Source organism: Vibrio sp. 2092, from assembly GCF_033339635.1.
Classification (GTDB): domain Bacteria; phylum Pseudomonadota; class Gammaproteobacteria; order Enterobacterales; family Vibrionaceae; genus Vibrio; species Vibrio alginolyticus.
Window position 1 is genome coordinate 57,961 of the sequence record NZ_JAWOUY010000016.1, and the last position, 26,507, is coordinate 84,467.

Annotated in this window: 34 protein-coding genes; 12 read left to right on the forward strand and 22 right to left on the reverse strand. The window is 41.8% G+C overall.

Annotation, left to right across the window (positions count from 1 at the left end):
* Positions 1–53: 53 nt before the first annotated feature.
* From R7P80_RS21915 to R7P80_RS21955, 9 genes are all read right to left on the reverse strand, one after another.
* Positions 54–569, reverse strand: a complete 516-nt coding sequence (locus R7P80_RS21915) for a hypothetical protein (RefSeq protein ID WP_170891564.1) — start codon at positions 567–569, stop codon at positions 54–56.
* A gap of 19 nt (positions 570–588) precedes the next feature.
* Positions 589–2,694 (reverse strand): portal protein, encoded by a 2,106-nt coding sequence (locus R7P80_RS21920; protein ID WP_225491931.1) that lies wholly within the window; start codon positions 2,692–2,694, stop codon positions 589–591.
* 11 nt (positions 2,695–2,705) lie between these two features.
* Positions 2,706–4,499, reverse strand: coding sequence for a terminase (locus tag R7P80_RS21925; protein ID WP_225491932.1), 1,794 nt, complete (start codon positions 4,497–4,499; stop codon positions 2,706–2,708).
* Positions 4,489–5,397, reverse strand: a complete 909-nt coding sequence (locus R7P80_RS21930; protein WP_225491933.1) for a hypothetical protein — start codon at positions 5,395–5,397, stop codon at positions 4,489–4,491. Before R7P80_RS21930 ends, R7P80_RS21925 begins: the two co-directional genes overlap by 11 nt.
* A gap of 41 nt (positions 5,398–5,438) precedes the next feature.
* Complete coding sequence (locus R7P80_RS21935; RefSeq protein WP_170891567.1) at positions 5,439–5,858, reverse strand: hypothetical protein; 420 nt, start codon at positions 5,856–5,858, stop codon at positions 5,439–5,441.
* A 22-nt stretch (positions 5,859–5,880) separates the two neighbouring features.
* A complete protein-coding gene (locus R7P80_RS21940) occupies positions 5,881–6,078 on the reverse strand; it encodes a hypothetical protein (protein ID WP_225491934.1) in 198 nt (65 codons plus the stop codon).
* 23 nt (positions 6,079–6,101) lie between these two features.
* Positions 6,102–6,683, reverse strand: a complete 582-nt coding sequence (locus R7P80_RS21945) for a hypothetical protein (RefSeq protein ID WP_170891569.1) — start codon at positions 6,681–6,683, stop codon at positions 6,102–6,104.
* Between the two features lie 182 nt (positions 6,684–6,865).
* Positions 6,866–7,201, reverse strand: coding sequence for a type II toxin-antitoxin system RelE/ParE family toxin (locus R7P80_RS21950; RefSeq protein WP_225491935.1), 336 nt, complete (start codon positions 7,199–7,201; stop codon positions 6,866–6,868).
* Between the two features lie 12 nt (positions 7,202–7,213).
* The gene (locus R7P80_RS21955; RefSeq protein ID WP_170891571.1) at positions 7,214–7,456 is read right to left on the reverse strand and encodes a type II toxin-antitoxin system Phd/YefM family antitoxin; all 243 of its coding nucleotides are present in this window, start codon (positions 7,454–7,456) and stop codon (positions 7,214–7,216) included.
* 447 nt (positions 7,457–7,903) lie between these two features.
* Between R7P80_RS21955 and R7P80_RS21960 the strand changes: the two genes are divergently transcribed.
* The 7 genes from R7P80_RS21960 to R7P80_RS21990 all read left to right on the forward strand — a co-directional run bounded on the left by R7P80_RS21960 (position 7,904) and on the right by R7P80_RS21990 (position 12,770).
* Positions 7,904–8,860 carry a hypothetical protein gene (locus tag R7P80_RS21960; RefSeq protein WP_225491936.1) on the forward strand — a complete coding sequence of 319 codons (957 nt, stop codon included), beginning with the start codon at positions 7,904–7,906 and terminating at the stop codon, positions 8,858–8,860.
* An 11-nt stretch (positions 8,861–8,871) separates the two neighbouring features.
* Entirely contained in the window at positions 8,872–9,237 is a 366-nt protein-coding gene (locus R7P80_RS21965) for a hypothetical protein (RefSeq protein ID WP_318096802.1), read from the forward strand.
* Between the two features lie 160 nt (positions 9,238–9,397).
* Complete coding sequence (locus R7P80_RS21970) at positions 9,398–10,384, forward strand: ATP-binding protein (RefSeq protein ID WP_225491938.1); 987 nt, start codon at positions 9,398–9,400, stop codon at positions 10,382–10,384.
* 302 nt (positions 10,385–10,686) lie between these two features.
* Positions 10,687–11,172, forward strand: coding sequence for a hypothetical protein (locus R7P80_RS21975; RefSeq protein ID WP_225491939.1), 486 nt, complete (start codon positions 10,687–10,689; stop codon positions 11,170–11,172).
* A 223-nt stretch (positions 11,173–11,395) separates the two neighbouring features.
* The gene (locus tag R7P80_RS21980) at positions 11,396–11,665 is read left to right on the forward strand and encodes a DUF1778 domain-containing protein (protein WP_225491940.1); all 270 of its coding nucleotides are present in this window, start codon (positions 11,396–11,398) and stop codon (positions 11,663–11,665) included.
* A complete protein-coding gene (locus R7P80_RS21985) occupies positions 11,662–12,195 on the forward strand; it encodes a GNAT family N-acetyltransferase (RefSeq protein ID WP_069545335.1) in 534 nt (177 codons plus the stop codon). The genes R7P80_RS21980 and R7P80_RS21985 overlap by 4 nt, the downstream gene beginning before the upstream one ends.
* A 155-nt stretch (positions 12,196–12,350) precedes the next feature.
* Entirely contained in the window at positions 12,351–12,770 is a 420-nt protein-coding gene (locus R7P80_RS21990; protein ID WP_225491941.1) for a GFA family protein, read from the forward strand.
* A gap of 347 nt (positions 12,771–13,117) precedes the next feature.
* Here the strand turns inward: R7P80_RS21990 and R7P80_RS21995 are convergent, their stop codons facing one another.
* The 11 genes from R7P80_RS21995 to R7P80_RS22045 all read right to left on the reverse strand — a co-directional run bounded on the left by R7P80_RS21995 (position 13,118) and on the right by R7P80_RS22045 (position 18,871).
* On the reverse strand, positions 13,118–13,327 hold the full coding sequence (locus R7P80_RS21995) for a hypothetical protein (protein WP_225491942.1): 210 nt from the start codon (positions 13,325–13,327) through the stop codon (positions 13,118–13,120).
* Positions 13,328–13,331: 4 nt separating this feature from the next.
* The gene (locus tag R7P80_RS22000) at positions 13,332–13,616 is read right to left on the reverse strand and encodes a hypothetical protein (RefSeq protein ID WP_225491943.1); all 285 of its coding nucleotides are present in this window, start codon (positions 13,614–13,616) and stop codon (positions 13,332–13,334) included.
* Positions 13,617–13,930: 314 nt separating this feature from the next.
* On the reverse strand, positions 13,931–14,323 hold the full coding sequence (locus tag R7P80_RS22005) for a hypothetical protein (protein ID WP_225491944.1): 393 nt from the start codon (positions 14,321–14,323) through the stop codon (positions 13,931–13,933).
* Between the two features lie 104 nt (positions 14,324–14,427).
* Positions 14,428–14,856, reverse strand: coding sequence for a hypothetical protein (locus R7P80_RS22010; RefSeq protein ID WP_225491945.1), 429 nt, complete (start codon positions 14,854–14,856; stop codon positions 14,428–14,430).
* Between the two features lie 242 nt (positions 14,857–15,098).
* The gene (locus R7P80_RS22015) at positions 15,099–15,395 is read right to left on the reverse strand and encodes a hypothetical protein (RefSeq protein ID WP_225491946.1); all 297 of its coding nucleotides are present in this window, start codon (positions 15,393–15,395) and stop codon (positions 15,099–15,101) included.
* Positions 15,396–15,464: 69 nt separating this feature from the next.
* On the reverse strand, positions 15,465–15,923 hold the full coding sequence (locus tag R7P80_RS22020) for a Ref family recombination enhancement nuclease (protein ID WP_225491947.1): 459 nt from the start codon (positions 15,921–15,923) through the stop codon (positions 15,465–15,467).
* A gap of 77 nt (positions 15,924–16,000) precedes the next feature.
* Positions 16,001–16,273 carry a hypothetical protein gene (locus tag R7P80_RS22025; RefSeq protein ID WP_225491948.1) on the reverse strand — a complete coding sequence of 91 codons (273 nt, stop codon included), beginning with the start codon at positions 16,271–16,273 and terminating at the stop codon, positions 16,001–16,003.
* A gap of 13 nt (positions 16,274–16,286) precedes the next feature.
* A complete protein-coding gene (locus tag R7P80_RS22030; RefSeq protein ID WP_225491949.1) occupies positions 16,287–17,096 on the reverse strand; it encodes a Bro-N domain-containing protein in 810 nt (269 codons plus the stop codon).
* A complete protein-coding gene (locus tag R7P80_RS22035) occupies positions 17,093–17,566 on the reverse strand; it encodes a hypothetical protein (RefSeq protein ID WP_225491950.1) in 474 nt (157 codons plus the stop codon). The genes R7P80_RS22030 and R7P80_RS22035 overlap by 4 nt, the downstream gene beginning before the upstream one ends.
* The gene (locus R7P80_RS22040) at positions 17,523–18,482 is read right to left on the reverse strand and encodes a hypothetical protein (RefSeq protein ID WP_225491951.1); all 960 of its coding nucleotides are present in this window, start codon (positions 18,480–18,482) and stop codon (positions 17,523–17,525) included. The genes R7P80_RS22035 and R7P80_RS22040 overlap by 44 nt, the downstream gene beginning before the upstream one ends.
* A 74-nt stretch (positions 18,483–18,556) precedes the next feature.
* A complete protein-coding gene (locus R7P80_RS22045) occupies positions 18,557–18,871 on the reverse strand; it encodes a hypothetical protein (protein WP_225491952.1) in 315 nt (104 codons plus the stop codon).
* A 292-nt stretch (positions 18,872–19,163) separates the two neighbouring features.
* On the opposite strand from R7P80_RS22045, the gene R7P80_RS22050 reads away from it, so the two are divergent.
* The 4 genes from R7P80_RS22050 to R7P80_RS22065 all read left to right on the forward strand — a co-directional run bounded on the left by R7P80_RS22050 (position 19,164) and on the right by R7P80_RS22065 (position 22,158).
* The gene (locus R7P80_RS22050; protein ID WP_225491953.1) at positions 19,164–19,799 is read left to right on the forward strand and encodes a helix-turn-helix domain-containing protein; all 636 of its coding nucleotides are present in this window, start codon (positions 19,164–19,166) and stop codon (positions 19,797–19,799) included.
* 322 nt (positions 19,800–20,121) lie between these two features.
* Positions 20,122–20,508, forward strand: a complete 387-nt coding sequence (locus tag R7P80_RS22055; RefSeq protein WP_225491954.1) for a hypothetical protein — start codon at positions 20,122–20,124, stop codon at positions 20,506–20,508.
* A 113-nt stretch (positions 20,509–20,621) separates the two neighbouring features.
* Complete coding sequence (locus R7P80_RS22060) at positions 20,622–21,746, forward strand: hypothetical protein (protein WP_225491955.1); 1,125 nt, start codon at positions 20,622–20,624, stop codon at positions 21,744–21,746.
* Between the two features lie 202 nt (positions 21,747–21,948).
* The gene (locus R7P80_RS22065) at positions 21,949–22,158 is read left to right on the forward strand and encodes a hypothetical protein (protein ID WP_025630572.1); all 210 of its coding nucleotides are present in this window, start codon (positions 21,949–21,951) and stop codon (positions 22,156–22,158) included.
* Between the two features lie 424 nt (positions 22,159–22,582).
* Here the strand turns inward: R7P80_RS22065 and R7P80_RS22070 are convergent, their stop codons facing one another.
* Both R7P80_RS22070 and R7P80_RS22075 read right to left on the reverse strand, forming a co-directional pair.
* Positions 22,583–22,795 (reverse strand): cold-shock protein, encoded by a 213-nt coding sequence (locus tag R7P80_RS22070; RefSeq protein WP_225491956.1) that lies wholly within the window; start codon positions 22,793–22,795, stop codon positions 22,583–22,585.
* Between the two features lie 394 nt (positions 22,796–23,189).
* Positions 23,190–24,350, reverse strand: coding sequence for a tyrosine-type recombinase/integrase (locus tag R7P80_RS22075; protein ID WP_170891589.1), 1,161 nt, complete (start codon positions 24,348–24,350; stop codon positions 23,190–23,192).
* Positions 24,351–24,840: 490 nt separating this feature from the next.
* Between R7P80_RS22075 and R7P80_RS22080 the strand changes: the two genes are divergently transcribed.
* Positions 24,841–26,466, forward strand: a complete 1,626-nt coding sequence (locus R7P80_RS22080; RefSeq protein WP_053304300.1) for a methyl-accepting chemotaxis protein — start codon at positions 24,841–24,843, stop codon at positions 26,464–26,466.
* Positions 26,467–26,507: the final 41 nt, after the last annotated feature.

The following is a 26,507-nucleotide window of genomic DNA, read 5'->3' on the forward strand; positions in this document are numbered from 1 at the left end:
GTCTTATGCACTCATATTTCGGTATTCGGCTTACACTCGACTAGTAATTTCATTTACTTACTTTCCCACTTCATAAACTTCATTGGTTGCTTTGTACGACCCAAGCCCTGCATCATCGTTGAGCCTAGCCAAAACACGATAGCCGTTGAGAACGCGCCCATTACCTGACCTGCGATCATGATAATTAGTTGCTCGTATGATTTTGGAACCGTCCACCAAAACAATGAGCAAAACATACCTGACACCATGACACACAAGATCAGAGTCAACGCTGAAGGCATCCAGTGATCGCCATGTGCATCTCTCGCGTCTTCTGTATCTGCTAGCTGCATAGATAATTGGTTCAGCGCCATTTCTTGTAGCTTGACTGAGTGTTGAGCCTGAAACTCAACAATCTTTGTTAGAGCTTCAGGGTTAGCCATCAGCTCTTTAATAACGGCGTCCGGCGTATCTTTAACACCAAGAACGCCAGCAATTAGGGTACCTATTGTTTTACCAGTGGCACCGCCAAGTAATGAACCAACCAACGGGGCGGCTTCGCCCACAATGTTTTTAACTTGTTCCCACACTTTTAGTTACCTCTTACATTTAGATTTGAAGGTTTAGCAATTGCTGGTCGATGTTCGCTAATATTGCGTTAACCGTGCTATCTGCCTGTGCTTTGACTTCTGCGACCTCCTGTAAAACTTTCGCAGTTTCGGCCTCAACCTTGTTGTCTTTGACCTCTTGGCTTTCTGCATCGCGTTGTAGTTTGGCAATCTTGGCTTGTAGCTCTTCAACCTTGGCCGCACCTAAAGCAACCTCGTTTTGTAGCTGCTGCATTTGAATTTCAGCCATTTCTTGCTGCTTGCGTTGTTCTTCCTGCATAGCTGCTTGTTCTTCTGGCGTCATATCTTCCGGCGCTTTTGGAAGGTTTAGAGTCTGTCTAATACGATTCAGAATCTCTTGCTTGTTAGGTACATCCAATAACTCGATAACCATATCTAGCGTTGCCATTTGAATTTGTGGTGGCAATTGAGCAACTAACGCGGTTAGTTGTTGAGCCATTTGAGCGCGGAATGTAGCCGTTTGCTGGATTGGAGCTTGAGCGATATGACCTTTCCAACGCTTAACGTCGTTGGTCACTGTGCCGTCGTCATTGGTCACGTTTAGATGAATGACTTTTCGCTTATGGGCGTCTTGCTTGTTGATAGTTACAGCGATATTGCTTTGCTTCGCTAGGTCTTCGATTAGATAGGCCATTAACAGATCAGCAACTCGTGTTCTCGAATAGTGATAGTTGTCATTGATCTCTGCTAGCGTAGTCGCGCCTTGTTCCACTAGTGAGTTAATAGCGACTCCGCTGGTGGCGGAAGAGTCTTGGCCCAACATTGCATTGTAGATACCAGCAACGTCTTGGATTTGCTTCATTGAGTCCTGCATAACAGTAAACTGCTGACTCGCAATATTGAAATCTTGCTGAATCTGGATAGCTTCACTGATTGATTTCTTGTTATTGCGATCAGGGTTTAACTCAATGTAACCATCTGCGCGTTCGACCTCTTCTAGCAAGTCCTCGCGACTCAAGTTTGTTGCATCTTGGTCAGCAATGACTCGCTTGGCCTGTAATAACCAAGTCAGCTTCATACGACGAAAGTTAATCTCATCCTGAGCACTAATCATTCGGCTTACAACCCCGTAAGGTTGGCCGGATTTATCCATGCGATAACCGAAGAACGGCACAATAGGAAAATATCCGCTCGGTGCGACAGATTTACGATCAACAATCCTATGGATACCAACAAACCATGCTTCTCGTACAGCTGACCATGTAGCAATTCGTGGTTTGAACTTACCCATTTTCACGCCAACAGCTTGAGCAATGTTATTAGGATTGTACTCTACGGTTCGCCCGTTCTTTAGGTCGATAACATAACCGCGTCTGAATGTACGATAATAGATAACCTGTAAACAGATACGCCCACGAGCCTGATCTAACCATTCAGATGTATTTCTATCCCAACTCTCAAACTCATGGTAAGCAGCAAGCAAGTCTTGATCTTGCTCTTCGTAGCTTTCAAGATTTGCGAAGTCTTCCCAATTGTTCATTGCTTGACGAATGATTTCGGCATGTTCAGGAAAATGAGCAATAGCCTCATCTACATCTACCCAACGTTTCCGCAGCAACCATCGAGCATCAGACAGATCAGCCTCTTGAGCATTCCAGTCCCACCACATTTCCTGACGGCGAACTGGCTTGATGTTGTAATTGCCACCATAGAAAGGATCATCATTTCGGGTAACCTCTACCCAACCAATGCCCGCTTTAATTTGTGAAGCATAAGCATCAGCATTAGCGCGGTCAGCTCGTGCAAGTCGCCACGCATCTTTGAATTTTTCCTGAAGCGCCTCGCGTAGTTCTTCACCCTCATCGTCATCGGCAGCAAGTATAAGGTCAGTCCGTGTTCTTGCCTCCATACCTAAAACGGCATCAACTGCTGGTGCAATTAAGTTGTTGATAATGACCGGCTGTCCACGCTCTTCGTAAACCTGCTTTACTTCAGGAGCTAGTTGGTTACCGTCATAGTAATCACAACACTTTTGCGCTGGATCGCGCCAGTTTGGTTGTGCTTCTACGTTTGAGACTAATCGACGCAATTGAGTAAGGTTAAAGCCCTTGCCGTCATGCTCCGCATGGTCTTCATTCCAAACCATAAATTCTCCCCTCACTTAGTACGCCAATCGCTTGATCGCTTGGTGCGTGGCGGTAACTTGGTCATGGTTCTAGGCATTCGAACAACCATTTCTAGCGCAATCGCATAGCTCATCACTTGGTCATCAAATGCGCCTTCAATTGCGTTCATGCTTCCTTTGGAGTCATAAACGTAGGTATTCAGCTCTGTAACTGTCCCGATCCATCGAATGCCCGACGTATTATTGCGCAATTGCTCATTTAAGTTTGAAATAATTATCGGCTTGGATTTACGAGTGGTAAGCCAGCCTAATCGCCCTGTTTCTTCGTCCTCGTCTTCCTTGTCGTGGTGTTCTTCTTGGTAGATTCTGGATATTGGATAGATATCGCGTAGAACGTTTAAAACGGCGTGGCCGTGGTTGTTTCTTTCTGGCGCAGCGTAGGCCGCTCTACCGTTTTTACCTGCGTACATCTTGCCAATGATTGCGATAATCTTTGCAAACTGGTCTGTATCGATATGACCAAACCAATGAGCAACTTGATTGCCAGTTTCGTCCAATACATCAATTGAACCTCTGTCCCCATGTTCCAGGCCTTCCGCAACGTCAGCGCCAAGGGCGTAATCCTTTTCTGGATCAGGCAATTCCCAAATAAGCAAGTAGCCCTGCAATCCGTTCTGCATGTTCTCGCTTTTACCTTCACGGTTTACGCTATCTCGAACATCAAACATTGCGCCGGTCTCTGGATTAACGTCATAGACAAGCAACGGTTTGGTACAAGCTGACTCCGCAGCCATACAGGAAGGAGCGCTAAATACACGACGGCCTGACGTTAAGAACGCCTCTTGTGGTGTACTTGGATACTCTTGTTTTGTGTACTCTTCGTAGTGGTTATAGGTTTCGACATACCACTGCTTTTGCTCATCCGTTAACGGCCTTCCCAAGTGACGGATCACGAATGGCTCAATCGACTTAAAGTATTCAATAAAGTATTTGGATAGCTTCAATCCGCCTAATGGCAATGGTGAATAATATCTAGGATGAGTGAACCAAGGAATGAATCTAAAGTGGAAATCTTTAGCACCTAACTTCACTCCGCTATGTGCTCGTTCCTCGGCTTTCTTACACAACTCAAAAAAGAGTCCTGCCGCGCCTTCTGCCGTCGATTCAATAAAGAGTTTGCAACCTTCGTGAACAGTAGGCATAGAACCTGTTTGTATCTCTTTGGCCTTTTGTGGGTAACCTGCACAAATACGGCCCAACTCTGAAATATGTAGAAACTGCAACGTACCGGAACGGAATGACGTTGCAACACGGATTCGTGAACCATTGGAAAAACTGAGTCGGCCACCGTTAGCGCCACCAGCTCGTTGAACTACACGAATGCGAGAACGCAAGTAATTAGGCAAATTGTTATATGGAAAGACAACCTTTGTCTGGAAGATAGTGCCAGCACTTTCCAAGTCCTGCGCGATGATACCTGCGGCATAGTTCTTATTGAATAAACACGAGTCCAGCGCGTACAAGTCGATAAAGGTACTAAAGCCCAACTGACGCGCTTTAAGAATCAATTCAAAGGTATGGGCTGTTTCAAATAGATCTCTCTGAGCGTCACGCATTCGAAACGTGACAACGCGACCTTTATCATTCTCTATCTTGTAAAGGTTGTTTAAGCGCCATTCCTTACAGGTCATATAGTTCCTGAAGTAACGGCGCTTCTCTGGCCGTGAAAGCGCTTTGAATTGCTGATCGGTAAGCGCTGGCATAACTAGGTTTATGCCACGGCCATTAATAGAATCCTTATACGGCTGAATACCATCATTCATCATCGTTCAACACTCCACCTTTATCTTTGAAGCGCTGAATGATTTCATCGTCATCCAAATCTTGAACTTCATCTAGCAACATACCTAGATCATCATCGTCGCCTAGACCTTCACGTTGTTTCTGGTCGAGATCATGACGAGCAAGCGCAGCTTGAGCCTTAGCCTTGTCAGTATTCGCTTCGGCCAACGCAATGCCTTTGCGTTTAAGGTTGGTATCAACTTCGACTTGTGTGGTTTGAGCGATAACCTTGCTTATTGCTCGATTGGTTAATCGACGGTTCGCCATTTGGCCCTCTAAATACTCAAGCTTTCCGGTGTGGTGGCAAACCATGCCAAAACTCGACTCGATTCGTTTCTCAAGTCGATCAATAAACTCCTGCTCTAGTTCTGTAGGTTTATCGCCACGTTCTTCCAGCTCTTTGAGGAAATCGGCTAATTCATCTTTGTATTGCGTGTAGCACTCAAGCGCCTGAAGAGCGGCAAGCTTATGCACTTCTAACTTAAATTCGTCATCGACTTGATGAGAGTATTTAACTAGGTTGCCAAATGCTTTAGTCATCAAGCCATGCACGAAAGCGTTGTTATTCCCCTTTGGAGCGCCAGCGCCGACTCGACGGCCACCGTGTCCATTTTTGGCACTTGATTGATTCGAGGTTTTCTTGCGTTTGATTTTGGTTTTGGGCGGTGTGATCCCTTTGGGTTGTAATTTTTCGCCCTGAACTTCTTCGTTGTTCGTGTTCTGTTCGCTTGGTTTTCTCTGTAATAGTTTGTTATTTAAGTATTTTCTTGCTGTAGAGTAGACTAAACCATTGCGAACACAAAACGTCTTAACGTTAACGCCAGTTTCTTCGTATTCGCTAAGGTATTGTTTTTTAATGCGTTCCCAATTAATTCTCGCCACTTCTCTAACTCCGAGTGTTCAATTTCGCAAACATATTATCACTATTCGGAGTTAAAAATTCTTGTTCGATGATTAAAAGCACGTTCTAACCAGTCTCTAAGCTGGCCTAAGTTGTCCGAAGCAACCTCAATAACAATCCAGCCTAAAAGCTGCGCTTCGTTCATCTTCTCTCTGTCATTTGCAAAGCCAACGCCACGAGTATGACGCCCATTTGAATGAGTACCACCATGAACCTCCAAGGCAATCTTTAAGTCAGGCCAAGCGTAATCCATTCGCCATTTACGAGTCGGATGAAATAGAACTTCGGTTTGATATGGTGGCAAGCCGGCAAGGCTGTGCTGAACACGTGCATGTAGCTTCTGGTAAGCCTTGCTAATGTCCTTTTGCTGTGTGGTCGGTGTTTTGGCTTGGCTTTCGAGAAAAGCCTTTCCTAAGTGTCTGACGGGAATATAAACGGTCATATCTATTTTTCATATGTAAACCTTATAATACGAATAATAACAAAAAAACCAGCATTAAAGCTGGCTTTTTTAATTTAGGCATTCGTTCGAGAATAGATTTTTCACCCTTAAGCATTTTTCGTTTACGAACAATAAATATACCCATAAGAAGAATGGCAAAGTATTCCACGGCTATTAAGATGTAATTGAACGTTTCTCGACTCATCACTTCAGTGCTCATGTTAATACCTCCCGAACAAACAATTACTCTACATCTACATGGTTCATGCAGAACTCAATTAGATATTCCTGATCTTCTTGGTAAAACTGCAAAGAGTAGTCTGAGCGTTCAATGCATTTGAATTTGCTGTTCTCTTCCATATCTGGTGCGTAGAAGTCGTATTTCTTGTTTAGGAACGCTTTCACTCTTTCTTTGCTAGAGAAGTAATTAGTGTGCGTTGATAGCGGTTCACCTCGCTTAGTAGAAACGCGCACCACTTCATAGATAGTAATGCATTGGCGGCATTCTGGATGCTCACACTCAAACACTTCTAGACGGTTTTGCTTCCAAGCAAGAGCTTTGATTGCATTACCCTTAACGGTTTCCAATGCTTCACGCGCTTCGTTTTCTGAGCCCCAAGAACCACACCAGCAGTATGCAATATTTAAGCAATCTTGTTGGATTGGTGACGCCTCGTTGTAGAAGTCACAAACGGCCTTTGCAGTTGCCTCAACGCCAGATATAGAAAGGTTCATTTGTAGCTTGCCTGCTTGCGCCACCAGCTCTTTAAGATCAGCAATAGCAGCAGTAGCAAGTTTGATTTGTTTTTCTCTTAAGCTGGTCATTTTGGTCATCCTCGTGTCGAAAGACGCAATTTTGTTTGCATGTAAAATATAACCTCGACATTCTTGATTGTAAACGGACGAACACGAACGAAAACAATGTTTTTGGAAACGATAAATAAGGCCGCTATAACGACCATTAGGCAGAAAAAAGCCGCCTCAAAGGCGGCTTTTAATAATCAGTTTTATAAGAACCGGATACAGTAATCCACTAGGGTTTTCTGCAAATCTTGCTTATCACTAATCAAAACCATGGCGTAAACCGTATCTGTTACATCGTCGTATTGATAGATAAGTTTGAACCCATCAAAACTAAACTGACGAAAGTGATACACGCCAAGCTGAGTTAGCTCATAACAAGCCGGATATATGGCCGGATTGTCCTCAACGCTCTGTTCGAACGTCTCAATCAAAGTTTCAATTCTCTCTACTACGCTTGTGACATCATTCCATTGTGAGTAGTAGTCAATACGTTCTTCTGCTGTATTAGCGAACGTTTCCGTATAAACAACATTGGCCATCTTATGACCACCTTATGATTTCTTGGCGGCCAATCTCTCCTTAAACGAACTCGATGACATTGTGCGACCTTGGGCTACGTCCTTGTTACTGATAGTAACAAGCTTCATCAAGGCTACTGCTTGATCGCGCTTTAGTCGTTCTTCGTATGATTCCACCACATAAATCGGCTTACCGTTTTGTGTGATCGTCATCGCTTCATCCAGTGGGAGATCGGCTGCATTTTTCTTTAAGTAGCTTACCGTCTCAGTACGCATTGCGGATATTCCTTGCATCGTTGTTTGAAAAGCATTTGTTTGCGTTACTAACTATACACCAAAACAGAAATTAGTCCAAATTCAAACCAAATTTAGCCTGGCCCAACTCGGATTGATCGATGAAGTGCTTTTATGCTTATTAACCATAAAAAACGGCTAATTGAAATAGCTTTTGCAATAGGAATTGCACACTCATTTTTACCCTATTACTGGTTATCACTGATGCTAATTAACTTCATTTGGATAAAAGCTTCCCTTACCTACAGTTATCCAAGGTAGTCGAAGTAAACTTTTTAAACTATCCGTCAGTTTGCAATCTGATATCTATCATCTCTCATTAGCCTATTGACTATCAATTGAACAATAATTGGAAAAATTGCATGATATGAGTATGGAAGGCCGATAAAGTCTAGATAGAAAGCGTTAGCGCTTCACATAGGAGTTAGAATGCAACTTTATCATTATGAACAGTATTATAAGTTCTACCTCGGTACAGAGGAGAAAAATGATATAAATGAAGAAAATGCCAAGAAAGGGTATGGAATACCAGCAGGTTCAACTGTTAAGAAACCACCATTGGAACAGTGCAATGCTGATGAAATTCCTATGTTTGAAAATGATGAGTGGAAAATAGTCAAAGATGATTTTTGGCGACCTACTGTAGAAAAAATTAATTATTATGCTGGACGAAAAATGGACACGTTCCAATATGTCGAGCCCAACGTGTATGATTTCATGAAATACCCAAATATACCTCAACTATGTAACACTGATTTAGTTGGCATGAGAATTCATCAATCTCTAATTATTATTAACAAAAAATTCCAGCGGTGCGTAGAAATGCATCGACTAATATTGCAAGGCGGTGGGAATAATACTGTTTTTTCGTCAGCTAAGGGGACAGCAACCTTTGACCCTTCAACGATACATGAGTTTAAGACTGAGATGGAATCAATTATCTTTATCATGCGTAGGGTATTGGACTCATTAGTGCAACTAACAGATCTTCTGGTGAATATTTCATCATTTGAAAAAACTAAAACCCTTAGTCATGAATCCATTGGTTCAGTGCTTTCACCGAAAACAAAGAGCACACCCGTTAAGGACATCATTATGGGTAATGAAGAATATGAACAGGACACAACAAATTTCCTAGAAATCTCAAATGATCTGTTCAATGGTTTCAAACATTCACTAATGCATGATGAGTCATTCAACCAAATTGGTGCTGAGTATCCTACATTTGTAGGTTTCCTTGTTAAATATGCAAATCATAAAAAAACTATACAGTACCATAATCACAACGCTTACCACTTTATGATGGGATTTCAGGATTGTATCGCTCGGATTTTACGCAACCAAGAAATCTATAGATATAGAACGGCAGAAAAAACTAGCGCTTAACAAGGCGTTATATGACCAGTAGAGGTTTTAGTGTGTTAGTTGAAAGTAAGATCAAGATTGGTCTGTTAGTTTCATGGGCAGTTATAGCATTAGCTTTAATTTATCCATCAGCAATGATGTATCTTGTAGATGTAACTAACCTGAATAAACATTTGCTTGTCTCATTACCAGGCGTAGCAGCGGTTTTTGTAAATTTATGCACAGTTCGACTGAGAGGGCTAATTGTGAGTTCAGCTTCATTTGAAATAGAGCTAAAAAATGAAAGTGCTTATGATTTACGTAATAAATACATTAGGTCAATTACTAGAACAAACTCGATACAATATCTACTAGCAGTTTTTACAGTGTTTCTAGGAGCTTATGTATTAGCATCGTAAGTTCACATCACAAGGCGTTTGAGTCAGATTTGCAACACGTGGCATTTTAACTATGCGTTGGTTTAAGTGATTAAGGTGGTATGCGGATGCTTCGGTATTGCGTTGCTCACCCCTTAACAGGGCGTTAGCCCTAAAGCGATGTTATGAAAGGAGTAGATAAGTGACAACAATATCTTTACCAACGTATTTCGATAGGGATACGTTGGCTGGATTTTTCAATGAGTTAGAAAAACACATCGATACTGATGATGTCTGTTTAGATTGTTCGACTATTAGGTTCTCAAAACCTACCGCAATGTTGGTTGCTGGTTCGAAAATACGAAGTTGGGTTAGATCACGTCATCGTCGAGGTCTCAAAACCCGAAAGAAAGGAGTTGATACCTACTCATCTGCTCATTCATATCTTAAACATATAGGTTTCTTTGATTTTGTCTTAATGGGAGCGGGAAATTGCGTTGGAGAGGCTCGGGGTTCAAGCACTTACATCCCAATCACAAGAATTACTAAACCGGAATTAGGTGAAGGTGAAAATGCACTTGAACAATGGTATGAAGACATTCAGTCAAAAGTTCGGGGGCTAGCGAGGGTCATTTCCGGAAAACCGGAAACACACCAAGATAACCGGATGTATAACTATGCATTACGAGAAATTATACGAAATGTATTTGAACACTCTGGTTGTGAGGAGTGTTATGTTTTTGGTCAACGTTGGTTCGATGGAGCCGTTGAAATCGTCGTTGTAGATGAAGGTGTTGGTATCGGTTGCACTCTAAGGGAGACATTGGGAGACATAACTGACCAAGAAGCATTAAAACAAGCAATTAAACCTGGTGTATCAAGAACATCGCAACTATCAGATGCAGAAAACACCTTCGACAATTCTGGTTTTGGTTTGTATGTACTAACTGAAGTTGCAAGAAGCTTTGGTTGGTATGCGTTGGGGAGCAACAGTGCAAAACTAATTGGTTATGAATCTAACCTTGAAGAAAGTACATTGAATTTTAATGGAACATACTTCGGTTTTAGACTTATACGGTCACCCTCAGATTTTTCGAATTTAACAAAAGATATAATCAAAGCGGGTGAGCAGGAAGCCAATGTAGACGGGATAGAGCGGAAAGCTTCAGCAATGTCTAAGCTTTTTTAGTTTCGGGCTAACAAAGCATTTAAGAGTGATTCAGCACGCTTGGCATTTTCGGTTTGAGTCAAGTTTAGTGATTAAGGTGTTTAAATTGAGTTTCGTGGTCGCGTGCTTCACACCTTAATTGGGCGTTAGCTTTATCCCTAGCTAAGTGATTTGATGAGACTTTAAATTTTGTGACTTTGTTGTTGTTTTAACTATGTAGTAATCACTCATGAACAGCATGTTATATATTTTATGTGTTTTTCAAGGTAGTCTTCCAACTTTATAGTTTAAAGTAGCAATAGAATTAAGTGGTAGGCTCTGTAATGGACAAAGAAATAGAATTAGAAAAAATAAAATCCAAATTAGGTATACAAGATTTAACTAGTGTAACAGAGTCGGATTTTGAGAAAATACAAGCTCTTGCTGGTAGCGGTGGAATTTCGAAAGAGCAAATGACGATCCTTGTTGAAGCAATGCCAAACTTTGTACAGTTGCAACAAGCATATGTTGATGGTTTGAAAACTGTTATTAATTCAGCAAAAGAAACTCAAAAAGACGCACTAAGAGGTATATCAGTTACTCTCGAAAATATTACTAGTTTGCTTAAAACTATAGTTGAAAAATCAGAAACTGAAGAGTTGCGTTCAAAAATAGCTGATATTTCTTTAAAGCTTGCTGACTACGGTCTTGAAGTTGCGAGAATTATGCAAGAAACAAATAAAGAAAATAATGATACTTGGAAGTATATTGCTAGCGGCGCCTCAGCAGTGATTCTTCTCGTAGGTGGCTTACTTCTTCGTCGAAAATAAAGCTAACAAACTGCTCAAGAGGGATTCACAACGCGTGGCATTTTTACTATGCGTTGGCTCTAGTGTTTAAGGTGGTATGCGGGAGCTTCGGTATTGCGTTGCTCACCTTAATACGGCGTTATGTTCTCTCTCACTCCGTAAACTTTCCGTACAAATTGAATGTGCTTTAAGTTTGCACTATAATCTCTCAGGGTACGGAATACGTCCGTACGTAGGAGGGGTTATGGCAACAGCACGTTTAGATATCCGCCTTGATGAAGAGATCAAGGCAAAAGCCGAAAAAGCATCGGCTTTACTTGGTTTAAAAAGTCTCACTGAATATGTTGTGAGACTTATGGACGAAGATGCGACTCATGTTATTGAGGAGCATGAAAGTATTATGGTTAAAGGCAGTGTCTTTGACGAGTTTATGGCCGCGTGTAATAAAGCAAAAGCACCGAATCAAGCTTTGCTTGAAGCTGCCAAATTTACAGATGAGAGTGGCATTAAGTGAGTTGGGGTAAAGAGTTCGTCGAACTTAGTAAATCAAAGCATGACCGCAACTCATTTGACTGTGGTGAGCAAGAGCTGAACACATTTATCAAAACTCAAGCTGCAAAGCATATGCAAGCAGGCATTAGTCGAACAATGGTTTTACCTAGTGCTCAACCACTGTTAAATCAAAAATTCGCTATTTGCGCATTTTATAGTGTTGCACCGAGTTCAATCAGCCGAGAAACATTACCGGCACAACTAGCCAAAAAACTTCCTAGATATCCAATCCCTGTTTTTCTTTTGGCTCAATTAGCTGTGCACAAAGAGTTTCATGGCTCTGGACTCGGAAAGGTTAGTCTAATTCGTGCACTGAAGTACTTGTGGGAAGTGAATCATCACATGAGGGCATACGCAATTGTTGTGGACTGTCTGACAGACTCTGCTCAAGCGTTCTATACGAAGTTCGGCTTTGAAGTATTGTGTGAACATAATGGGCGTATTCGTATGTTTTTACCAATGAAAACGGTAGAACAGCTTTTTAATCAATAGGCTACGAATATAACAGCATTTAAGAGTGATTCCCAACGCTTAGCGTTTTCAGCTTCGCGTTGAGTTTTGTGCTTGCTGTGGTCTGGTTGAATTTCATGGTAGCGTTGCTCACCACTTAGCAGAGAGTTATGTGTACTCGAAAGAAGGAGGCTTTCATGACTAATAAACATCGAGGCTCATGCCTTTGTGGTTGCGTAAAATATGAGATTTTAGGTGATTTCCAGTCTTTCTTCTTGTGTTACTGTACTCGCTGCCAAAAAGGCTCCGGCTCAGCACATGCTGCAAATTTGTTTGCTAAATCTAGTACTTTAACTTGGTTGCAGGGTGAAGATGATGTTAGTACCTATAAGTACCCGAAATCATTGCATGTAAAAAGTTTTTGTCAAAAATGTGGGTCAGCGCTCCCTACGTTCGCTGATAGTATTAACAGCGTAGTAGTTCCAGCTGGCAGCCTCGATAGTCCTATTCCAATTACGCCTACGGCAAAAATTTTCGTGAGTAGTTGCGCTAGTTGGTCTATGAATTTACGCAATGTACTTAGTTATGAAAAGCTCCCTGACCAAGCTAAGATCTAAACACAAACTGTTTAATAATGACTCCCAACGATTGGCATTTTTCATTCCGTCGTTGGGTTTCGTGTTTATAGTGGTATGGTTACGTTGCCCCCCTTCACGCGCCGTTATATTATTTGGAAGGCTGTGGTAGAACGTCGATTCAAATTTCACATCGCAAGTCACTTCACTTGATGTCCAGTATTGATGCTTTCACGTAGTGAGGCCATCGCCTTACTAAGTCTACAGGGATAAAACAGCGTACACCTCAATACACACAGTATGTACGCTTTACATACTCATATTGTCACTTGCTCACATGCCAATAGACATGGTTTTTACTGTATGTTCAACCTTGGTGACCGATATCACTATCGTTCCAACATGGAAAGTTTGTTTTCGATATCTTTGGCAATGACTTTCAGCTTGCTAGAAAGCCGCGATCGTATGATGCACATAAGAATCTGCTTATCTTTTTTGTACCAAGTGTAAAGCGTATTACGGCCTCGCCCTGACTCGTCCTCAAGGTCGGCAACTGTTAAACCAAACTGCTTTAAATACTCCGCTAGATCGTATCCCATAAGCTCACACCGTCTTTAGATGCTCATTACACTCTTTAATAACGTCCACCAGCTTATCTATCGTTAAGGAGCTGGCCGAACGCCCCTCAAATTCAGCAAATAGCTCATGCAACACCATGCATTTTTTTTGCTGCTTTAGAAACTTTGCTTCGTCTAGCATTCGGGTAAGGCGCTTGATTGCCTCTTCCTTGCGAATGACTAACTGAACCGCGCTTAACTTAGGCGCACTCAAATAACCGATCACGGCACCTAAATCGCGCTCTAATTGCTTAATCTCGCTCACGCTCATCGGTTTTTGCCTCTTCTTCGATATATTCAGAATATAGTCTCGTTAAAGAACACAGTAAAATCCGCACGAAAATCACTAGGAAGGTCGCAACCAAGCTCCATAACGTATTCGCAAGCTTCCGAGAATTTAGGGCAATCTGGATACATCAGAATGGTTTTCATTGAGTCGCAATTTAAGTCAAACCATAGGGCGTCAAGTTCCGATTGGTCGCTGTAGGCTAGTTGGACGTAAGCACTTGCAAATTCTGGATCATGAAAACCAAGTACGTCTTGGAAACAATGGTCGCTGCGTCAATGGTATTCACTACTTTCTCCTTAGCAGCCTTGTTTATTAGCTTCGCCTAATTTGGCCCCTTCCGGTGCAACTGCGTCCATAACAGTTATCTGGTCGGACTCTTCAAGCAACTTGCTTAGTCGGGCCACTTCTTCTTGTAGTTCTTTGATTTGGCTTTCTTGTTGCTTGGTTCGGAGTAAGTAGTAATTCGAGTTAGCGATACCAAAAGAAATGTTTTCCATAACGATGTTCGATACATCCTCATGGTCATGTAGAAGAGCCAAGGCTTTAGCCGCTGCTAAGGAACAAAGCTCACTAACGCTAACAGGTTGCAGCGTGTTGGCTTCCATCTGTTTAAGTAGTGATCTTGATTTCGAAAGAATCCCCTCTGCTAGTAGCTGTTCTTGCGTTGACAGTACAATCTCGCGTGTCATAGCTGGATATTTCCTCGTTGTTCTCGTAGATAGTGACAGACTTGTACGAACCGACTAGCTTGGCTAGCCGGATCATAAACTCATCAAGGTTTAAGCGTTTCGCATCAGTGAATACGATTTGACGGGCTTGAAGTAATTCGGATCTTTTCTGCTCTGTCGTCTTTTGATTCGTCGCTTTCATTGTGGTGTTCAGAATCCTTGCATTGGCAATCTTCACAATCACACTCTGTAAGTTTCACGCTACTCAAATCCACACCTGCCATCTTTGCAAGAGCAATAGCCGTTACCTTTGGAAGAATTTGAGAAATGATCTCTTTTATCGCTTCGTTCAACTCTGAGCCGATGTAATCAACGAGGCTATTGTTAATCGTAGGAAACTGCTCGTGTTTAATATCTAAACCTACTCGTTCATCATCCTGAATCTCTGGATTAACGGTTAAAGCAATCTTAAACCCCTCTCCTTTCACGAACTCTTCAAGAAAATTCATTAATTCTGGTCGTGTTTTGCTGTTTAGCATTTCTTGGTCGGTCATTGGTTCATACCTATTTGTTGAATTAGCCACAAAGGGCTAAGAAGAAAGCCGCTTGTCATAAGCAGCGTTCCAATTAAAAAAATCATGGCCGATGCTTTGTTTGTTAACTTTTGATTCATAGAATCATAGAACGACAACACCGAAATCATAAAAAGAGCGTGACCAACAGAGAAGATCACGAATCCAAACAAAACAACAATCAAGCCTATTTTCCCCTGTGTTTTGTCTGGTAATACCTTGCGTCACTTTGTGTTACGCCATTGTGCCATAGCAACAATCTCTTTTGTTGGCGCTAGCTGGTGGCGACCAAATGGGATTTTGTTTTGTCGCATTATCTCGATGACTTTAGGAACTAAGTGAATACTTAATCCTACTAGTCGGTAATGCTCAATTTGTGGAATTGCGCGGTCTAGCTCAAACGCTAGGTACTCAACGGCATCTTGTTCTGAGCAATGTCTATGGATAGAAAGGAGACGAATAGCTGCGTTAAATCCTATAGCCGCAATTTCATCTCTCGGTGAAATTTTGTTTTTGGTCATGTGAATCACATCTCGCAACATTCATTGAACATGAATAATTGTATTCGTTCGATAATTACACAAACAAACCTAAATATTGGAATTTATGTTTTCAAGAATGTTACGTTTCTTCGTATCTTCTCGCACCAACTCTTCAAAGCTCCATATTCCCGCAAGCTCTCCAATCTGATCGAGCGCTTCTAATGGCAATTTAGACCAAGCATATTCCACCAGTTCTAAGTCTGTACCAACCTTGTTGAAGAATAATTGCTTGCGACTACCTAGCGGATCGTGTCGTACTGGTTCGCCTTCTGGTATTGGGTTGCCGCCAGTTGCGCCTCGATGGTGAACGGGACAAAGGCCATAACCAAAAAAGTGAGCTAGTGGCTTAACCGCACCTTTCTCACTCGAATGATGAAACTCAATGTATTCCAGCGGTTCAGGCCAATCATTTGGGTGACCAAGCTTATCGCAAGCTATACAGCCACAACGTTGAATCACGGCCTGTCCATAGATCTGTTCTGCCTTTGTCGGTTTGCGACCTTTCATTGCTCTTCTCCTGTTTTCTAGGCACAAAAAAAGCGCTGCATTCACTGAATGCAACGCTCTAACTCAAAAGCGATACTCTAAATCGTCACTGTTAACGCCTCGGCTTGTTCTTTTAGATCTTCAATCATGGCTCTTGGATAGGAACCAAGCTCCTGAATGTTGATAGGCAGTAACGTATCTGCGTCAACTCCTAAGTGATCGGCTATCGAGGCCATTATTTTCTTAGTTGAGTAAGGCTTCATTCTCTGGTTTAAAGCGACTTGCTGATAGCCAGCTTTCGTAAACACACCTTTTTCGTAGTAGTGATAAGTGATCAGATAGTAGGTTAATACTTGGTTCGGATTACTCATCTGATGCGTTCCCCTAAATAACTGTTAATGTCTCTTGGTATTTTTTGAATAGTTCTAAAACTCGCCCTTTGGCCGCAAATCGCCCTATCTGTCCGCCTGCGAACCACAAGCCGGTATCTGATAGTGAGAGAAGTTGAATTTCTTTCTTGAGCGCGGCTTTAAAGTCTTCAATGCGCACCATTTTAGTAACAATGGGGAACGTCCCGCTGTTCACTGTGATTGGTCTAGTGGGAACATCATAAGCTTCCACTAGCTCTTTAGCCTTTTGATTGGATAACCCGTAGTGAATACCCAAACCGGAAACAATCGCATATCCAGCCGGAATAAAATTGCGTTCTAACTCGTCAATCCGTCTATGAGCGTCGTTGGCCGCCTCAATAGCCTGTTTGGTCTGCTTCTCCTGTTCTACTAGAGCCTTTGCTTGCTCAAGTAACCATTCCGCGCTTGTTTGAGGCTGTTCAGTCAATGAATATGAACCATGCTTTCGAATGTTTGGTAACACTTCGTGGGTGAGCCAACGCTGGAACGGCTTACCTTTTGGTGCTTGGCTGGAAAGAATCAAATCATACATACCAGCCTCGTTTATTACCGTAAGTCTTTGATTTAACTCTAACGTCGAGCAGCTCGACGGTGGAAATTTGGCCATTAACTGCTTTAGCGGCTTCTTGTCTTGTTCTGAAACATACCGATTAACCGCATCACGAGCGTTCACAAGGCCAAGCATTGCGCCGACCTCGTTCCCGATAAACCAAGGGTCGTTATCCATATCAATGATGACGGTCAGATCCCCAAAAATAGGTTTGTTGAATTTGGTTATGTTCATCGTTTCATTGCCCTTAGTTGGTCAATTCGGTTAGAAAACTCGTGTCGTTCTCCTGAACGTCGATACTCTTCTCGAACCTTATCAATTAAAGAAACTCGACTGTGTACTGGTAGCGCTTTTAGCTCTTCCTGTGCAAGTCTCAGACGCCCAGCTCGTTCTTTGGCGTCTGCGTCCCGTAGATACTTGATGAAAAGTTCTAACTCTCCACCAGCTCTTGCTCGTTTCAAATCCCAATCGCAATTTTGTGCTACCCATTTCTCGGCTCTCCCCATTGGTGCACGATTTAAAAATCGGTCATAGGCTTCGCGATATTCCGCTTCGGTTCGTTGGTTAATCTGAGTCATCAGCTCACCAAGCGATGGAGGGAAGCGGTTGCCGTTGGATAGTCGGTCAAAACAGATCGCTAGTATCCGGTTAAGTTGCAAGTCATTCAGGGTCGAAAGGAAGTTTCCCCATGCCGTAGTAATCACCGCGCCATTCATCGTTACCCATGTCTTGCCATACATTTCCGTCAGCGTGTCCCATAGGGCTATTAATTTGGGATTCAAGCCATTGGCGCTGCTGTTGTACTCGTGCAAGTTTGATTGCTGGTGATTGGTTTGGGTAAATCCGTAACCATTCAGGGAAGATTGACTGATCGGCATTCTCGCCATAACCGATTCCATTGATTTCAAGTTTCTGTCCATTGTCGATACCTCTTAGATTCGTATCGTTGCGCAATTCATCTGTCCAGCGTTCATATTTGATGTAACGTTCTGGATGTAAGCGATCAAAACCTTGCTGCCGCGCTGCATTGCGTCGTTTTACGTCTTCAGCGAGCATTCGTGCAAACTCGTAAGGTTCAGCCTTTAGGCGCTTGATAGCTCGTTTAAATTCTTTGAATGCTTGAATCTTCCCTACCTTTCTCATTCCGGCAGTCCAGAAAATTTCAAACGCATCAGAAAGCAATTGGTCTGAATCGTCAGATTCGGACGAAGTATTTAGATCAGTATTTAGTTTAAGATCAGTATTTAGTAGTGTCGTATTAGCCGGATCTGGCTTTTCCGTAATACGGCTTTCACGGATTAGGCTTTTTGGATAGTCACTCACTTCGTACCAAGTTGAACCATCAGCCTCTTTGTGGCGAAAACAAAAACCACGCTCAATAAGTTCTTTTAATATTACGTAGACACCATCACGCCCCGTTTTCTTGGCGGTTCCTGTGGTTACTTTCTCTAAGTGGGACACTTTAACTTCCCAATCATCAGGTTTTGACAACAAGTAACTAAGCAATCCCATAGCTTGAAAACTCAAACAATGGTCTGCATAAACCTCGTTGCAAATCATTGTGAAGTTGTGGCTCGTACGTTTACGCTTGATCGTTGCGTTCTTATTAGGTTGTGCCATATAATTACCTCGTTATAGCACTAACATTTGGTGCAGACTTAACGGCCGCCGTCTTACACGGCGGTTTTTTTTACTTAAAATTCACTATTTGTTTGAATGTCTTTGTAGATAGAACTTGCACGTTCAGTCTGTTCTTCTTCGTCGTAATCGTCTTTAGGTTCGGTCAAACCACACTTTTCAACTAACGCTTGTCTGAGTGATTCAAGTTTCTCGACTGGCACTCCCAATGCATTGCTGAGCTCATCGACCTCTTTCCACCAGTTGAAACTTGTCGCGCTCAAAACGCAGTAAGCTCCTAACTCTTCAAGCGTCAAACCACGCTTAAAAATCATCGTTGGAACGACGGCCATGTTGTTTAGAACGAAAAAGCGATTTTCAGGAATGTTCATGATTACCTCTCAATGTGCTTTGGTTGAGCGTGGCGACACTGAGCTATTAGTGCCACAAGTGGGTGACTGATAGGGAATAGCTCCCACGCTCACCAAAACACACTTTTAGGTTATCTACCGTTGAGTGTCGTTCAACATTCGATGACAAACATCATTGATCGAAAACTTGTTAGTTGTCAAATAAAAAAATACAGACCAATAATAGACCAAAAAAAAGAATTGGTTTATAATTGGTGTGTGAATTTCACATGCATATACAAGCGAAACACTCATATAACAAACAGGGGGCATTATGTCTTTGTCCGTGCTTGCTCGAAACATCGAGCAGAGAAAAAGGGATTTGAACATAACCAAAAGCATCGACTTGGCAAAGAAATCAGGTGTCAGTCGGGCGGTATTAACCAACATCAAATTGAATCCAGAAAAAAGTATCATGCTTGATTCTGCAATCAGGCTAGCAGATGCCCTTGATTGCCGTCTTGAGTGGTTAGCGACTGGTGAAGGCTCACCAACAGCTGATGAATACAAAGAGCTTTCACGTATCGAACTAGGTGCACCATTAGTTACTTTGAATTCGTTCGTGGATGTAGAACCTGAAGAGTTTCTAAAAACGGGTGTTCCCGAATACACTCAAAGATTTCCATGCCCAAGTGGAAACTCCAAAAGTCAATTCGTGATAAAAGTGAACGACCAAATCAAAAACTACCCTGCTGGTGGGTACTTTTACTTTGACACTGAGAAAACCCCAGTATCAGGCCAGCTTGTTGTCGCTAATACGGGTAACAACGTAGAGATCATGGAGTACCAGTCAGCTCATGGTAGGCAGTTTTTAAAGTCCGTGAATGAAGAGTTGCCAATTGAGTTACGCCTCGTGGAAATTACTGGTCAGAAATTAATTGGCACATTCGCTGCGTATGCGATATTCTAATTTTTAGTGATAGATATCACCAAAAATCAGCTTTTAGAAAGACTCCCCTCGCTATGCGAGGGTTTTTTTTACCTAAAATCTCATCTTATAAGAAACGAAAACAATGATTTCAGTTTTCCGCGTTCTCAATCACTTCCAATTTTTTCATCGATTAGATAATATTAGCATCGAACGGAAACGTCGAGACAAAAATAAAACCACCCATTTCTGAGCGGCTTTATTCACAAGGTATGACCAGACCATTTAATGGTATGACCGTGCTGAAGCGGCGACCAAACCGCTACAACGCAGTCATAGTATCACAAAAGATAAGTGAGTAAACATGACTATTAACGAAGCAAAAGTGACTGGCGAAGGAGCAGCCCAAAAAGCCCCTCAAATGGAACGTGTGACTAACTTTCCTGAGTTTATAGAGCGTGTTGACGCTGGCGAGATCATCTTAAAGCTAAAACTTTCACCAGCATCTAAAACCGCCCCGTCGATTATGAATGTAACCACGGCGATCACGGTTAAAGAACCGAAAGTAAATTACGGCTCGAAAGTCGAAAACTTCAAATATGAAACTGTGGCGTTTGCTGGTTTCGGTGATTTCCGCTTTGAGTTACGACTATCAGTAATCCGAAATGAACTTTTAATCCTACGCATTAAACGCATGGAAGAGATTCAAGAGAAAATGGCTGAGAAGTTCCTTGACGTCGTTAAAGAATAGTTCGCAAACCAATCTGTAGTAATGCCGACTTACATCGGAACTTACTAATGAGTAATGGTTCCCTCACTCACGAGGGAACCAAATCAGATTAGTTTTATTCACAAGGTAGACCAATGACCGACCAAATCCAACCTGTAGATGTTGCTATTAATCACCTTCTAAACATGGTTCAAAATCAACTTGGTAACGTCCTTTCTCTTGTTGAAACCCAAGCACAATTAGTTTCTGACTCTCTAAACTACGAAACTGATCAGTACAACGCACTAATTGATCGAATTGAAAAGGCTGAGTCTGAACGTGACACACTTGAACTAAAAGTTATTGAGCTGACCAAAGAAAACGAAGCAATTGAACTAGACCACCTAGACAAGCTCAACAAATTACGCAGCGAACTTAACTTACTAAAATCAAGAACGGCTGATCTTCCTGCACTAAGAGAAGAAGTTAAGCGTTACCGTGAAATGAACCCAGACGCTTTGAAGCAACGCCTAGCTAAATCACGCGCTACTGCTGACGAACGATTAAATACAATCAACCGTTTAAAGAAAGAGTCAAGCGACTACCGCAAAGAAAATATTCGCTTGAAAAAGGAAGTGACTCAACTAAGCGAAGCAGCATTAGAAGCAACGCACCTATGCGAAGAATACAAAGCTCGATTGCATTTCATTGATGGGGACGTAGAAAAGCCATACGTTGGAAAAGACGGTTTAGAGCTATTTATCTACCGTTATGGCTACCCTCTTGCATTCAAGCCACTGGTTAGAAATCTAAGCGTAATTCGTGACTTAAACTTCCATATTGAATTGCGTTCAAATTGGGCTATTTGTTGTGTGGTAAGTGTTTCTGACTGGCTGATTCCTCTTATCCCTACGGTACACGAGTTTGAAGGTCGTATTCCTACAGAGCTATATACAGACCTTCAAGAAATTTACACAAACGCTGCTGAAGTTAGCCACCAGCATCTAATTGCGCGTGTGGAACACTTCAAAGAAGTCACACTTGAATCTGTTTACGATGGCATAATCACCGATCGAGAATTAAAACTTCTGAACGATGCGAATTATTTCTCTGTTTACAGCGTCATGCACCCAACCGATGAGCAACTAGCAAAATCAGTTAAGGGCATTAGCGAAGCAAGTGCGTCAAGAATCCGAGCAGCAATTGACGAACAGATCGTTCAACCTTGGGAACGCGAGAACTGGACGAAAGAGCAAGTAAACGAGGTTCGTCGCAAGTGAGATACGGTGTGATTTATGCCGATCCGCCTTGGCAATTCAGCTCAAAAAGAACTAGCGGTTCAATGAAAAGCGGCGCTTCACAAAATCAATAAATAGTTGGGATGTATTCACAACCAATCGGCAACAAGTTTAATTTTGATGAGTTTGGACTCACAAAACCATACTGAACGGAAATTCAGCTTCAATATGAGGAGTTAAAAAAGTGGAAGAAAAATTAATTAGTATTGAACAATTGCTTGTTAGATATCGCCCTTTTGCAATGCGCGATGGTGAAAACTTCACAAAACGTGGCCTATACAACTGGCGTAAAACAAAAGGATTTCCTGAACCTGTAATCTCTTCACCGAGACTCATTTGGAAAACGGAAGATGTCTTAAGGTGGGAGAAAAATCAAGGTTACGACTTTTTATAACATCTTCTAACTTCCTGTTATATAAGGAGAGCGACAAAGCTATAGCGAATGATATTGTATTGTACTTATTTTGGATTAAGCTTTTACAGCATTCACCCAGATCCCGCCCTCTTTGTGGGCTAACAATGTACCAATAAGGTCTCGAAGCTCAATCCTATTTGTACAAAATGGAGCGCAGGAGGATGCTGATATTTTTGCACCTTTTAATCCACGCATAAAAACAGTTTCCATGCGTAAAGTACTATTACTTTCGTTTATATATTTTATATTGAATGTAGGCATATTTTTCTTAGTCTTAGTTATAATTTATTTTAATACTTTAATTTAAATGAAGATATTTTATGTTCTTTGAGTAATAAATAAATTGTATGGGTTTAGAGGAGATGAGAGTAGTAGAGGTGTGAATACACCTCTACAAATAATTTTATGCAACAACTACATTTGCAGCTTGCAAACCTTTCTGGCCTTGCTCTACTGTAAAGTTAACCTTTTGGCCCTCAGCTAGAGTTTTAAAGCCTTCTGAAACAATAGAGTTAAAGTGAACGAATACGTCAGCACTACCATCATCTGGTGTCAAAAATCCGAAACCTTTACTATCGTTAAACCATTTTACAGAACCAGTTTTATTATTAGACATATGTTGTCCCTTATTTTAAATATAATTTACGCGTAACTTGCGAGAGAAGCACTGAAATCTTGAATTATTTAATGTTTATAATGAAGCTAGAGAGGGAAACTCTGAGGATAACAATGAAGGAATTCTGAGGGCTTAACTTAAAAACTTTATTTTTCATTTAATAACTCTGAACTACAACAGAGCAAGTTCAGTATCACTAGTTCCGTATTAAATGTAAAGCTTTATTTTTCAATATAGAGAAAAATAAACATAAAATAACAAAAAACCATTAAGCATCAATCACTTTATACAACTAGCACTCGCAATCTTACATTCATGGGTTCTAAGTTCAGTGCTAACACCCGTATTTTTACGTGTAGAATCTGTAGACTAATACGCTCAAAAGGGTTCTAAATTAATTACTCTCTTTATAGTTAACTACAGCGTCGTGATAGACTCTCATAGCGTCTAACTGTTGACTTAAATACTGACCTTTGTTGTAGGTTTTCATTTCACCAGCCATTTCATGTCCTAGCATCTTCTCAGCGATATAAGGCTCAATTTTCAAATCACCGAAGTGTGTGGCTAAAGTATGTCTAAATACGTGTGGCGACCAGCTTGGTAACGCTAATGCCGCTTGTAACGGTCTAAAACGACTTTGAAAACCTTGTACTCCTAACTCCCTACCCCGATTTGAGATAATTAAGTTCTCGGAGTTTGGGTGAAGGTTGTATAAAAACTCAAAGTAACCAAACAAGAAATCTGGAATTGGACGAACGATTAAACGCCCGTTCTTGCTATTTTCTGGTGGCACTTTCCAAGTTCTATCTTTCAGGTCGATGTTTACTTTCTTGGCCGTTCTCAGCTCTCCGCTACGCGCTCCGGTAAACATGAGAATTAAACAAGCTGCCGCAAACTCAGGAGGGTATTTACCAGAACGGCAATAGTCGTAAATTTGCTTGAGTTCTTTGAATGATAAAACCCTATCCCTTGGCTTAGACGGTGTACCAACAAAGCGACTTTGTATATTGATCAGCTTGTTCTCGTCAATAATGTCTACAGCCATTAGGTATTTGGCACACTGCTTTAATTCTGTCAGCAATCGAACCGGAACAGTTTTCCCTTCAATAGTCTTAATCACGTTGATCCAATCAACAGTTTTCATCTGTTCCCATTCATTAGAGCCAATCTTGCTAATTATGTGTGTATTTAGCGCGTTGATAATTAGCTTTGGATATTTGCGTCTTGGGATCAATTCTTCCTTAATCCAAAACTCAATACACTCTTGAACAGTTGAGATTTTCTTTTTGGCTTTGTGGTTTCGTGGATCTAAACCTTGCTCAAGCATCTTTTTGGCTTCTCGGTGGATATCCCTAGCCTCTTTTAAAGAAACTTGAGGATAAGTGCCGATTGTTAAAATGGCTTGTTTACCCTGCCAGCGGAAGCGATAACAAAAGCTAATTTTTCCGCTCTTATAAAAGCGCGCAAGTAGGCCACCGCCGTCGGCTAAATCTTGGTGTGGTTTGTCTGTTGGGAAGTTATTTTTGGACTTTAAAGCCCGTTCGGTAATGGTCATAATCTACCTTGTCATATACACAATATATACACACATTACGTTTCTTCGGGCATTTTCCTCATGTTACATGAAGAAACGCCATGAAGCTCGCAAGCCCCGTATTTATTGGTCTAACATGATAAACGATGTAGATTTCCGAAGCTACTAGAAAGCCGTTGAAATTAAAACATATTCCCTTTGTATAATTCTGTTTTCATCTTGATTCTCAGGCTTTAAAAAGACAGGCAATACTAAGGAATTCGCTGCCAAGAGACAAGCGTTACCCCATACAAGCGTAGCAAAAACTTCCGCTGGTTCCTGGCCTCTTTGCTATCACTCACACCAGAGCGCCGTATTTCTGTCACGCGCCAAACATTTGATTACACAGCACTCACATCACAATTACATATCCCCAACATGTGTGGGGTCACAATCATTCATTTCGTTGTTCGCAGTGCGCATTTGTGCACATTAATATTGTGCAGTTCGTTCCAATTACACTTATAAATTTATGCGCTCAACTATCACTTTTAAGCTCTTACTGGCGTTAATTGCTGTCTTCAGCTGCGTTCTAGCTGCCTCTACGGCTTACCAATACCATCAACAAAAAACCTTAATCAATGATGTTCTTAGTGAACAACTCCATGATAAGGCTAGCAATTATTTCGATAGCCTAAATATGATGATGCTTACGGGCACCATGTCGCAAAAAGAAACCTTACGTCAAAAGGCCCTGACCCAAGAAGGCATTGAAGCAGTTCGCGTGTTGCGAGCTGATACTGTGACCAAACTTTACGGACCTGGGCAACAAAACCAGCAGCCTGTCGATGATATTGATCAACGAGCGTTGAATGGTGAACTGGTGATTGAACCAATCTCAGCCGATTGGGGCAAAGGGTTAGTAGTCGCACTACCAATGAAATCGAGCGAAAATTACCGTGGCACCAACTGCGTTTCTTGCCACGTTGCACCAGCAGGAGAAGTGTTGGGCGCGATTCGCTTGGAATACAACATGAACCACGTCAATTCAATGATCAGTAAACAGGCAATGTTTGCGATGGGAATAATGGCCGTAATCGCATTTGTGGGCTTCATCATAACGATGAGTTTGATTCAGAAAATCATTGTACGACCAATTCAAAGAACGTCGAAATTCATGTCGAATGTGAGCCATAGCAAAGATCTATCTCAACGACTTATGCATCACCAACAGGATGAAGTGGGCCAACTTTCTACTTCAATCAATTCATTCATGGATACGGTCTCCGAAAGCTTAGAACGTGTGCAAGACACCTCTCACTCACTTGCCGACTCCGCGAGTAAACTAACTGCTGTCGCGCAGTCCACAGATAAAGCGGCCAATAACCAACAGCTAGAGACCAACGAAGTACAAATTAATATCACCGATATGTTGCAGCAACAAACTGCGGTTGAGGACTCGACTAATAATGCTACTGTTTTGGTCAATCACACCGTTGATGTCGCCACTCATAGTGCAAGCCAAGCACACAATGTAAGTGAAGACATCAAACAACTAGTAAGTAACATTGATACCGTACGGGAAAAAATCAGCTCTCTAAACCAAAGAACCGAAGAAGTGTCGTCCATTCTTGTGGTTATTAAGGGTATTGCAGAACAAACCAATCTGCTCGCGTTGAATGCTGCTATTGAAGCCGCCCGTGCCGGAGAGCAAGGGCGCGGTTTTGCGGTCGTCGCGGAAGAAGTGCGTAACCTGGCTTCTAGGACGGCTGAGGCCACTGGTAATATTGAACATATCATTTCTCAATTCCAGCAAGGAAGTGAAGAGTCATTAACTTCTGTTGATACCGTCTGCCAGTTTGCTCATCAACGCTCTGTCGATGTCGAGGCACTATCAGCCACAATGCATAACGTTGTTGACGAAATGCGCCAAGTGCTCAGACATGCAGAAGATATCCAAAACCAGACGCAAACCACATCTGATGTAAGTCAGCATATTCAATCTAAAATAGATGTGATCACACTGCATGCTAACGACACATCGCAATCAGCATCGCACACGCGTGATATTAGTGTTGATTTAGAGCATCTATCCGAACGTTTAGAGCAATTACTAAACCAATTCACACTTTCAGAGCACAAAAGAGTGAATAAATAGAGAGATTCTCCCCATCAAAACGAATATAAAGGTTGATGCGA

What these genes read in the sequence shown, in the direction of transcription:
- R7P80_RS21920 (WP_225491931.1), bottom strand. Translation starts at nt 2,694, where the DNA reads ATGGTTTGGAATGAAGACCATGCGGAGCATGACGGCAAGGGCTTTAAC.
- R7P80_RS21925 (WP_225491932.1), bottom strand. Translation starts at nt 4,499, where the DNA reads ATGATGAATGATGGTATTCAGCCGTATAAGGATTCTATTAATGGCCGT.
- R7P80_RS21935 (WP_170891567.1), bottom strand. Translation starts at nt 5,858, where the DNA reads ATGACCGTTTATATTCCCGTCAGACACTTAGGAAAGGCTTTTCTCGAA.
- R7P80_RS21940 (WP_225491934.1), bottom strand. Translation starts at nt 6,078, where the DNA reads ATGAGCACTGAAGTGATGAGTCGAGAAACGTTCAATTACATCTTAATA.
- R7P80_RS21945 (WP_170891569.1), bottom strand. Translation starts at nt 6,683, where the DNA reads ATGACCAGCTTAAGAGAAAAACAAATCAAACTTGCTACTGCTGCTATT.
- R7P80_RS21950 (WP_225491935.1), bottom strand. Translation starts at nt 7,201, where the DNA reads ATGGCCAATGTTGTTTATACGGAAACGTTCGCTAATACAGCAGAAGAA.
- R7P80_RS21955 (WP_170891571.1), bottom strand. Translation starts at nt 7,456, where the DNA reads ATGCGTACTGAGACGGTAAGCTACTTAAAGAAAAATGCAGCCGATCTC.
- R7P80_RS21960 (WP_225491936.1), top strand. Translation starts at nt 7,904, where the DNA reads ATGCAACTTTATCATTATGAACAGTATTATAAGTTCTACCTCGGTACA.
- R7P80_RS21965 (WP_318096802.1), top strand. Translation starts at nt 8,872, where the DNA reads ATGACCAGTAGAGGTTTTAGTGTGTTAGTTGAAAGTAAGATCAAGATT.
- R7P80_RS21975 (WP_225491939.1), top strand. Translation starts at nt 10,687, where the DNA reads ATGGACAAAGAAATAGAATTAGAAAAAATAAAATCCAAATTAGGTATA.
- R7P80_RS21980 (WP_225491940.1), top strand. Translation starts at nt 11,396, where the DNA reads ATGGCAACAGCACGTTTAGATATCCGCCTTGATGAAGAGATCAAGGCA.
- R7P80_RS21990 (WP_225491941.1), top strand. Translation starts at nt 12,351, where the DNA reads ATGACTAATAAACATCGAGGCTCATGCCTTTGTGGTTGCGTAAAATAT.
- R7P80_RS21995 (WP_225491942.1), bottom strand. Translation starts at nt 13,327, where the DNA reads ATGGGATACGATCTAGCGGAGTATTTAAAGCAGTTTGGTTTAACAGTT.
- R7P80_RS22000 (WP_225491943.1), bottom strand. Translation starts at nt 13,616, where the DNA reads ATGAGCGTGAGCGAGATTAAGCAATTAGAGCGCGATTTAGGTGCCGTG.
- R7P80_RS22005 (WP_225491944.1), bottom strand. Translation starts at nt 14,323, where the DNA reads ATGACACGCGAGATTGTACTGTCAACGCAAGAACAGCTACTAGCAGAG.
- R7P80_RS22010 (WP_225491945.1), bottom strand. Translation starts at nt 14,856, where the DNA reads ATGACCGACCAAGAAATGCTAAACAGCAAAACACGACCAGAATTAATG.
- R7P80_RS22015 (WP_225491946.1), bottom strand. Translation starts at nt 15,395, where the DNA reads ATGACCAAAAACAAAATTTCACCGAGAGATGAAATTGCGGCTATAGGA.
- R7P80_RS22020 (WP_225491947.1), bottom strand. Translation starts at nt 15,923, where the DNA reads ATGAAAGGTCGCAAACCGACAAAGGCAGAACAGATCTATGGACAGGCC.
- R7P80_RS22025 (WP_225491948.1), bottom strand. Translation starts at nt 16,273, where the DNA reads ATGAGTAATCCGAACCAAGTATTAACCTACTATCTGATCACTTATCAC.
- R7P80_RS22030 (WP_225491949.1), bottom strand. Translation starts at nt 17,096, where the DNA reads ATGAACATAACCAAATTCAACAAACCTATTTTTGGGGATCTGACCGTC.
- R7P80_RS22040 (WP_225491951.1), bottom strand. Translation starts at nt 18,482, where the DNA reads ATGGCACAACCTAATAAGAACGCAACGATCAAGCGTAAACGTACGAGC.
- R7P80_RS22045 (WP_225491952.1), bottom strand. Translation starts at nt 18,871, where the DNA reads ATGAACATTCCTGAAAATCGCTTTTTCGTTCTAAACAACATGGCCGTC.
- R7P80_RS22050 (WP_225491953.1), top strand. Translation starts at nt 19,164, where the DNA reads ATGTCTTTGTCCGTGCTTGCTCGAAACATCGAGCAGAGAAAAAGGGAT.
- R7P80_RS22055 (WP_225491954.1), top strand. Translation starts at nt 20,122, where the DNA reads ATGACTATTAACGAAGCAAAAGTGACTGGCGAAGGAGCAGCCCAAAAA.
- R7P80_RS22060 (WP_225491955.1), top strand. Translation starts at nt 20,622, where the DNA reads ATGACCGACCAAATCCAACCTGTAGATGTTGCTATTAATCACCTTCTA.
- R7P80_RS22070 (WP_225491956.1), bottom strand. Translation starts at nt 22,795, where the DNA reads ATGTCTAATAATAAAACTGGTTCTGTAAAATGGTTTAACGATAGTAAA.
- R7P80_RS22075 (WP_170891589.1), bottom strand. Translation starts at nt 24,350, where the DNA reads ATGACCATTACCGAACGGGCTTTAAAGTCCAAAAATAACTTCCCAACA.
- R7P80_RS22080 (WP_053304300.1), top strand. Translation starts at nt 24,841, where the DNA reads ATGCGCTCAACTATCACTTTTAAGCTCTTACTGGCGTTAATTGCTGTC.